Genomic DNA, 6,668 nt, shown 5'->3' with positions numbered 1-6,668 from the left:
CGCCACAAGAGCGGTCTGGCGATGCTCTTGGGTTATTTACCGTCGTGCAAGCGCACGTTCAGCTGATCCACCAGCACCGCTTCTTCACCGTCGGCGAGCAGCCATTCACGCAATAAGTCTTTTTGCTGGTCGGACCAGAAAGGCGCATCGACCAGTTTGGTGTCCGGATCGAGCGGGTGCGCCATGATGAAATCGTCGATGGCCTTGCCTTCCGAAGGCAAGCCTAGTTGATCAAACAGGGTCTTCAGGTCGTGGGATGGCTGTTCCATGGGAAGCTCCTTTTTCACGGGCGCCGTGATGGCGCCTCGGTTGCTTGCTCTCATCTGAGGGCAAGCGGGCATCAGGAGTTCGATTGATTTCAGGCTTTCAGCGCACCTTCATCCACTGCAAGCTTCAACGCCTGTGCCGCATTCCTGGCGGCTTCGGCAGCAATTTCCGTGGTCTTGAACCAGCGATCCTTCTCCACCTGGTGGTAAGTGACAGCGTTGGAAGGTGATTTGGCGCGCATCACAATGATGGCCTGGAACTCGCCTTCGACCTCTCTGGCTTCGCCCCGGATGAAAAATTCGCCGATATCCAGTTCCGTCACGTCGCGCCTTCCGTTCTAAGTCGTTTTATTGTGCTCAGACTGCCAATGGATGGCGGCCTGCGCTGGGCGACCAGTATGGCAGCAGTTGCGTGTCGGCGGCTGAGTTAACTCATGAACGGGGCGTAGAAACGCAAGCACTCTGTTCGAGGCGCCTGGCCAGGTAGCAGGCTTCGTTATGATCGGCGCGGAAACCTCTTACACGTCCAGTCGCCGTTTCCTCGATGTGAAAAAAACACGTCCCGGCCAGGACGACTCGGTATTGCGGCTGGATCAGGGCAGTTGCGAGGTGGTTCTCGGCTTCAGAGGGCTCATAGGCTTGAGCAACACGGGAGTGAAGAGGGCGCAGCAAGTTGGAGGAAGTACCCATGTGAATTCCTTTTCTATGGTTTACCGACGAATTGCCGGTTGTTTCGAGTAGTCTGCACGCCATCGGCTGCTCTAGAATCGACGGCGCCGTATGACGGCTGGGCCTAATCTAAAGCAATTTTTTTTGCGCTCGATGTCAGAAAAATGCTTTTTTAACTGAGAAATTTCCCTAAAGTTAGTAGTCCAACCTTTTCCGATGCGCAGAGTGGCGTTTTCCTTCAGCCCCTGACGATCGTCGGCAAAGACGGCGAGAGTGGCAATCCATTAGTCTTCTCTCGCCCGGGTCTGGGCACACCGTTCAATTCGAATTCAACTACAGGTCACTGCGACCTTGCGGGTTCTCGTGGTCCGTCTTTCGGAGCGAGTCATTCAAAGATGGGGATGTTTCCTTGGCAGTAAGTAATCTCGACATGCATGCGTTATTCGTACTGGGTGACCTTCGGGCCAAGCTGGTCAAGCTATTCCAGTCACGTTTTGTATACATCACCGAACAAACCGCCGAAGGCATCTATGTTGCCGAACTCGATACGGAATCGGCGCTGGTGGTTGATGACAAGCCTCGCCTTGAACTCAAGGTCGGTGATCATTTCCGCGCGGCGGTATTGCCAAGTCGCGAGGGTGGCAAGTTTGAAATCCGCTTTCGTGAAATCAAGTTGACGGTCTATGGCCTCGGTGACTATGCATTCGTCACGACTGCAGATGGCCAAGCAATTCTGTTCAAGGAAGGCCACAGCGTGCTGACCGTGTTCGCGGCCAATGAACAGTTGCAGGAAGGTTTGACCAAGACGCTCAAAGCGGTCACCGCCAAGGCTGCGAAATGGCGCAAGGGTGAGCTTGTGACGTTCAAGGCCAGCGAGTAGGCAGTGCGCGCCCGTTGGTCAATGGCGCATGGGCTGAATTTTTTTGGCCGTCTCCTATTTGTACCGGTTTTTAACAGGCTCTTGCTGGAACCTTGGCTACAGTCAATTGACTGAACTATTCAAGGCTTGCGTTCGCTTCGCAACGCCGTTCGGTTATTGCTGTGTCGGCATGAGGTATCAAGCATGAAACGAGTTCGACAGTGGTTGGCTGTTTGCGCCGCTACCCTCGCTGTGTTGGTTTCGCCACTTCCGGCATCCGCTGCTGCTTCGGCGCCGATCCACTTCGCCGATTTGAACTGGGAAAGCGGCAGCCTGATCACCGACATCCTGCGGATCATCGTTGAAAAGGGCTACGGATTATCGACAGACACGCTACCGGGCACCACCATTACCCTGGAAACCGCCCTGGCCAACAACGATATCCAGGTGATCGGCGAAGAATGGGCGGGGCGTAGCCCGGTGTGGGTCAAGGCCGAGGCCGAGGGCAAGGTGGTTGCCTTGGGTGATACGGTAAAGGGCGCGACCGAAGGCTGGTGGGTACCCGAATACGTCATCAAGGGCGACCCGGCCAAGGGGATCAAGCCGTTGGCGCCGGACCTGCGCAGCGTCGAGGACCTGGCGCGCTACAAACATGTGTTCAAGGATCCTGAAAGCCCGGACAAGGGGCGCTTCCTCAACAGTCCCATCGGCTGGACGTCGGAAGTGGTCAACAAGCAGAAACTCAAGGCTTATGGTCTTTCCGACAGCTACGTGAATTTCCGCAGCGGTTCCGGGGCTGCGCTCGACGCTGAAATTACCTCTTCGATCCGCCGTGGCAAGCCCATCCTGTTTTATTACTGGTCGCCCACGCCGTTGCTGGGGCGATTCAAACTGGTGCAACTGCAAGAGCCGCCATTCGATGCCGAGGCCTGGAAAACCCTGACCGACGCCGATAATCCAGATCCCAAACCGACTCGATCCCTGGCCTCGAAGCTGTCGATCGGTGTGTCCGTGCCGTTCCAGAAGCAGCACCCGGATATTGCCGAGTTCTTCAGCAAGGTCGACCTGCCCATCGAGCCGCTGAACAAGGCCCTGGCCGACATGAGCGAAAAACGCACGCCGTCGCGCGAAGCTGCCGAGGCGTTCCTCAAGGCCCATCCCCAGGTCTGGCAGGCCTGGTTGCCCAAGGATATTGCCGACAAAGTCGCGGCGGGGCTGTGAAACCAGTGATGCCAGCCTGTTGAACAGTTGATCCCGGGCAAATCGTCATTCGCTGGAAGCTGGCAACCTGTGCCCATCCAGCGAAATGTCAGATTCAAGCTAGGATGATTGTTCAACCTTTTTCAGGAGGCTGGCGAATGACGCTTTTATTGGCTCGGTCGCTGGTCGCAGTGTTTGCGACCATCAGCTTGTTTCATTTGTATTGGGCTCTCGGTGGACGCTGGGCAGCCCTGGCGGTGGTGCCGCAGGTTCCGGTGAGGCAGGGCGACACGCTGCGACCGGCGTTCAACCCGTCGGGTTGGCTGACGCTGATAGTGGCCCTCGCGCTGCTGATGATCGCGCTGCTGGTGTGCCTGCGGGTCGGGCTGATTTCGCCGCCCGTCACTCATCGCGCCTTGCAATGGCTGATCAGTGCGATTGCCTTGCTGATGTTCGCCCGGGCCATTGGCGAGTCGAACCTGGTGGGCTTCTTCAAGGTGGTCAAGGGCTCGACGTTTGCCCGGCTCGACACCTGGGTCTATTCGCCGTTGTGTGTCGTGCTGGGGGCGGGGTTGCTGACGGTGGCGTGGGCTTGAATACAACCACAACCCATGTGGCGAGGGAGCTTGCTCCCGCTGGGCTGCGCAGCAGCCCCAAAAAAACCGAACAAAAATCAGCCTGACTCACCGAAGCCGGTTTGTCATTCGTTCCCGCGACTACTCACCTCCGCCGGCACGTCATCCCCCGCCATGCGCTTGCGGAACAACGCCGCCCGCGCCAGCAGCAGGGTGGTCACCGGTACCGTGATGGACAGCAGGATCGGTATCAACCAGGCATGCAGTACCGGCCCGGACTTGATCGCGGAAAAGTAGATGATCGAGGCGAGGGCAACGCACCAGGCGCCCAGCGTCGACGCCAGGGCAGGGGGGTGCATGCGCTGGAAATAATCCTTCAACCGTACCAGCCCGACTGCCCCGAGCAGGGCGAACAGGCTGCTGGCCACCAGCAGGATTGCCACTGAAATTTCCACCCACATCGACAGCTCCATGGTCATTCGATCACCTCCCCACGCAAGAGGAACTTGGCCAGGGCAAACGAGCCGACAAAGCCGAACAGGGCGATCAGCAGCGCGGCCTCGAAGTAGGTGTCACTGGCATAACGGATGCCCAGCACCAGCATCATCAGCATCGCGACGATGTACAGGTAGTCGAGGGCCAGGACCCGGTCTTGTGCCGAGGGGCCTTTGAACAGGCGCACCAGGGTCAGGACCATGGTCAGCGAGAACAGGAACAGGCTCAGCAGGATGGCGTTGGACAGCAACGGGCTCATTCGAAAATCTCCATCAACGGGCGCTCGTAGGTGGCCTTGAAGTGCGCTATGAATGCGCCTTCATCCCCCAGATCGAACACGTGCATCAACAGGATGCTGCGGTCCAGCGCCAGCTCCGACCAGACCGTCCCGGGAATCACCGTGGTGATCATGGAAAGCACCGCCAGGCCATTGGCATCGTGCAGGTCCAGCGGCACCTTGACGAAACGGGAGCGAGGCGGGCGGCGTCCGGCGTTCAGTACGCCCCAGGCGACGGCCAGGTTGGACACCAGCACATCGCGTCCCACCCGCAGGAACAGCCGCAGCATGACCCCGGGCCGGCGGATACGAATGGGCCGCGGCCGCAGTGGACGCATCATCAACGGCGCCAGGAAACCCAGCGCCGCGCCCAGCAGCAGGTGGCCAGCACTGACGGACAGGTTCAACAGCAGCCAGAGCAGCCACAACGCCAGCGACAACCAGGGGGCGGGGAACAGGCGCTTCATGGCTGCACCGCCTGCACTGCGGTGTCGACTTGCGGGTTGGGGACCGCGCGGGTGCCAAGTACCGCCATTACGTAATGTTCGGGCGTATTCAAGGCGTCGGCGGCGGACTGGGTGTAGCGCAGCAGCGGCTCCGCCTTGAAGGTCAGGGCGATCCCCAGGCCGAGCAGCGCGATGATCGGCACGCATTCGAACGGCCGCAACAGTGGCGACGGCCGCTCCTGTGGCGTCCAGAAGCGCTGGATGCCCAGGCGCGAGAAGGCGATCAGCGCGGCGAGCCCGGACAGGATCAATAGCGCCAACAGGCCCCAGGCGGCGCCAGAGACGGGCGTGTCGGTACTTGTTCCGAGGCCTTGGGGGTTGAGCAGTGCGCTGAGCAAGCCGAGTTTTGCGATGAAGCCGGAAAGCGGTGGCATGCCGATAATCAGCAGCGCACAGGCGATGAAGCTCAGGCCGAGGAAGGCCATGGTCCAGGGGATGACTTGGCCGACTACGGCTTTCTGTTCGTCGTCGAGGTTGATGCCTTTGGGCGGCTGCAGCGATTCCAGCGGTCGCGGTAGGCTGTCGAGATCGTCTTCCAACGGCAGATCATTGGCCGAGCGTGAACGCTCGATCAACTCGGCCAGCAAAAACAGCGCGCACAGCGCCAGGGTTGAGCTCACCAGATAGAACAGCGCCGCCCCCACCAGGTTTGGCTGGGCAAAACCGATGGCTGACAGCAGGATGCCGGCCGAGACCAGGATACTCAGGCTGGCCATGCGCTCCAGGCGTTGGGCCGCGAGGATGGCGATGGCTGCGCAGGCGATAGTGGCCAGGCCGCCGTAGACCAGCCAGTCAGCGCCGAAATAAGCCGAGGCGCCGGCCTGACCGGAGAATAGCAAGGTCCACAGCCGCAGGATGGTGTAGACGCCGACCTTGGTCATGATCGCAAACAGTGCCGCCACCGGCGCACTGGCCGCACTGTAGGCCGGCACCAGCCAGAAATTCAGCGGCCACATGCCGGCCTTGGCCAGGAACGCCACCGCCAGGATCGCCGCGCCGGCGTGCAGCAGGCCGCGGTCGGCTTCCGGCACCAGGGGCACCTTCAAAGCCAGGTCGGCCATGTTCAAGGTCCCGGTGACGCCGTAGATCAGAGCTGCGCCAATCAGGAACAGCGACGAGGCCAGCAGGTTGATGGAAATGTAGTGCAGCCCCGACGACACCCGCGCCCGGCCCGAGCCATGCAGCATCAGGCCGTAGGACGCGGCCAGCAGCACCTCGAAAAATACGAACAGGTTGAACAGGTCCGCCGTGAGGAAGGCCCCATAAAGCCCCATCAGCTGGATCTGGAACAACGCATGGAAACTCGCTCCGGCCCGGTCCCAACGCGCCATGGCGAACAGCAGCGCGCAGACGCCAATGATGCCGGTCAGCACCAGCATCAGCGCCGACAGACGATCGACCACCAGCACAATGCCGAACGGCGCCTGCCAGTTGCCGGGCAGATACACGCCAATGGACGCGGGCAGCGCCTGCTCCTGGGTCCAGCGCAACAACAGCACGGCGACGCCCAGGCCCAGCAGGCTGGAGAACAGGTTGATCCGCGCCTTGAGCGGGCGGTGCTTTTCGCCGAGCATCAGCATCAGCGCGGCGGTCAGCAACGGAAGCAGGATGGGCGCGGCGATCAAGTGCGGCGTCAACGTCATTCCTTCGGCTCCCGACCGTCCACATGGTCGGTGCCGGTCAGTCCCCGGGACGCGAGCAGGACGACGAGGAACAAGGCAGTCATGGCGAAGCTGATCACGATGGCGGTCAGCACCAGCGCCTGGGGCAACGGATCGGTGTAGTGCAGCAGGTCCTGGGGCACGCCGTCCTTGATGATCG

At 60.5% G+C, this 6,668-nt stretch carries 10 protein-coding genes; 3 read left to right on the top strand and 7 right to left on the bottom strand.

Features of this window, described 5'->3' with window-relative positions; translation table 11 throughout:
- Window positions 1-32 precede the first annotated feature (32 nt).
- Together ACE04F_RS17090 and ACE04F_RS17085 are read right to left on the bottom strand one after the other, a co-directional pair.
- Complete coding sequence (locus ACE04F_RS17090) at window positions 33-269, bottom strand: DUF2789 family protein (RefSeq protein ID WP_486108487.1); 237 nt, start codon at window positions 267-269, stop codon at window positions 33-35.
- An 89-nt stretch (window positions 270-358) separates the two neighbouring features.
- The gene (locus ACE04F_RS17085; protein ID WP_486108485.1) at window positions 359-589 is read right to left on the bottom strand and encodes a hypothetical protein; all 231 of its coding nucleotides are present in this window, start codon (window positions 587-589) and stop codon (window positions 359-361) included.
- Window positions 590-1,365: 776 nt separating this feature from the next.
- On the opposite strand from ACE04F_RS17085, the gene ACE04F_RS17080 reads away from it, so the two are divergent.
- From ACE04F_RS17080 to ACE04F_RS17070, 3 genes are all read left to right on the top strand, one after another.
- Window positions 1,366-1,815 (top strand): hypothetical protein, encoded by a 450-nt coding sequence (locus ACE04F_RS17080; RefSeq protein ID WP_486108489.1) that lies wholly within the window; start codon window positions 1,366-1,368, stop codon window positions 1,813-1,815.
- Window positions 1,816-1,998: 183 nt separating this feature from the next.
- Window positions 1,999-3,015, top strand: coding sequence for an ABC transporter substrate-binding protein (locus ACE04F_RS17075; protein ID WP_486108483.1), 1,017 nt, complete (start codon window positions 1,999-2,001; stop codon window positions 3,013-3,015).
- A gap of 137 nt (window positions 3,016-3,152) precedes the next feature.
- Entirely contained in the window at window positions 3,153-3,590 is a 438-nt protein-coding gene (locus tag ACE04F_RS17070; protein ID WP_486108481.1) for a DUF3995 domain-containing protein, read from the top strand.
- Window positions 3,591-3,694: 104 nt separating this feature from the next.
- On the opposite strand, the gene ACE04F_RS17065 is transcribed toward ACE04F_RS17070, so the two are convergent.
- The 5 genes from ACE04F_RS17065 to ACE04F_RS17045 form a co-directional block, all read right to left on the bottom strand.
- Entirely contained in the window at window positions 3,695-4,048 is a 354-nt protein-coding gene (locus tag ACE04F_RS17065) for a Na+/H+ antiporter subunit G (protein WP_486108186.1), read from the bottom strand.
- Window positions 4,045-4,323 carry a K+/H+ antiporter subunit F gene (locus ACE04F_RS17060; protein ID WP_186615355.1) on the bottom strand — a complete coding sequence of 93 codons (279 nt, stop codon included), beginning with the start codon at window positions 4,321-4,323 and terminating at the stop codon, window positions 4,045-4,047. The genes ACE04F_RS17065 and ACE04F_RS17060 overlap by 4 nt, the downstream gene beginning before the upstream one ends.
- Window positions 4,320-4,808 (bottom strand): Na+/H+ antiporter subunit E, encoded by a 489-nt coding sequence (locus ACE04F_RS17055; protein ID WP_486108184.1) that lies wholly within the window; start codon window positions 4,806-4,808, stop codon window positions 4,320-4,322. The genes ACE04F_RS17060 and ACE04F_RS17055 overlap by 4 nt, the downstream gene beginning before the upstream one ends.
- A complete protein-coding gene (locus ACE04F_RS17050; protein WP_486108182.1) occupies window positions 4,805-6,490 on the bottom strand; it encodes a monovalent cation/H+ antiporter subunit D in 1,686 nt (561 codons plus the stop codon). Before ACE04F_RS17050 ends, ACE04F_RS17055 begins: the two co-directional genes overlap by 4 nt.
- Window positions 6,487-6,668: NADH-quinone oxidoreductase subunit K (locus ACE04F_RS17045; protein WP_486108479.1), on the bottom strand; the 182-nt coding region annotated here is incomplete at its 5' end. The genes ACE04F_RS17050 and ACE04F_RS17045, both read right to left, overlap by 4 nt.

The sequence above is a fragment of the Pseudomonas sp. AGC41 genome (assembly GCF_057334555.1).
Note: the sequence above shows the minus strand (reverse complement) of the source record. Positions and strands in the feature narration are given on the sequence as shown.

Bases quoted from the DNA above. Each gene is read 5' to 3' on its own strand.
- ACE04F_RS17090 (WP_486108487.1), bottom strand. From the start codon at position 269: ATGGAACAGCCATCCCACGACCTGAAGACCCTGTTTGATCAACTAGGC.
- ACE04F_RS17080 (WP_486108489.1), top strand. From the start codon at position 1,366: ATGCATGCGTTATTCGTACTGGGTGACCTTCGGGCCAAGCTGGTCAAG.
- ACE04F_RS17075 (WP_486108483.1), top strand. From the start codon at position 1,999: ATGAAACGAGTTCGACAGTGGTTGGCTGTTTGCGCCGCTACCCTCGCT.
- ACE04F_RS17070 (WP_486108481.1), top strand. From the start codon at position 3,153: ATGACGCTTTTATTGGCTCGGTCGCTGGTCGCAGTGTTTGCGACCATC.
- ACE04F_RS17065 (WP_486108186.1), bottom strand. From the start codon at position 4,048: ATGACCATGGAGCTGTCGATGTGGGTGGAAATTTCAGTGGCAATCCTG.
- ACE04F_RS17060 (WP_186615355.1), bottom strand. From the start codon at position 4,323: ATGAGCCCGTTGCTGTCCAACGCCATCCTGCTGAGCCTGTTCCTGTTC.
- ACE04F_RS17055 (WP_486108184.1), bottom strand. From the start codon at position 4,808: ATGAAGCGCCTGTTCCCCGCCCCCTGGTTGTCGCTGGCGTTGTGGCTG.
- ACE04F_RS17050 (WP_486108182.1), bottom strand. From the start codon at position 6,490: ATGACGTTGACGCCGCACTTGATCGCCGCGCCCATCCTGCTTCCGTTG.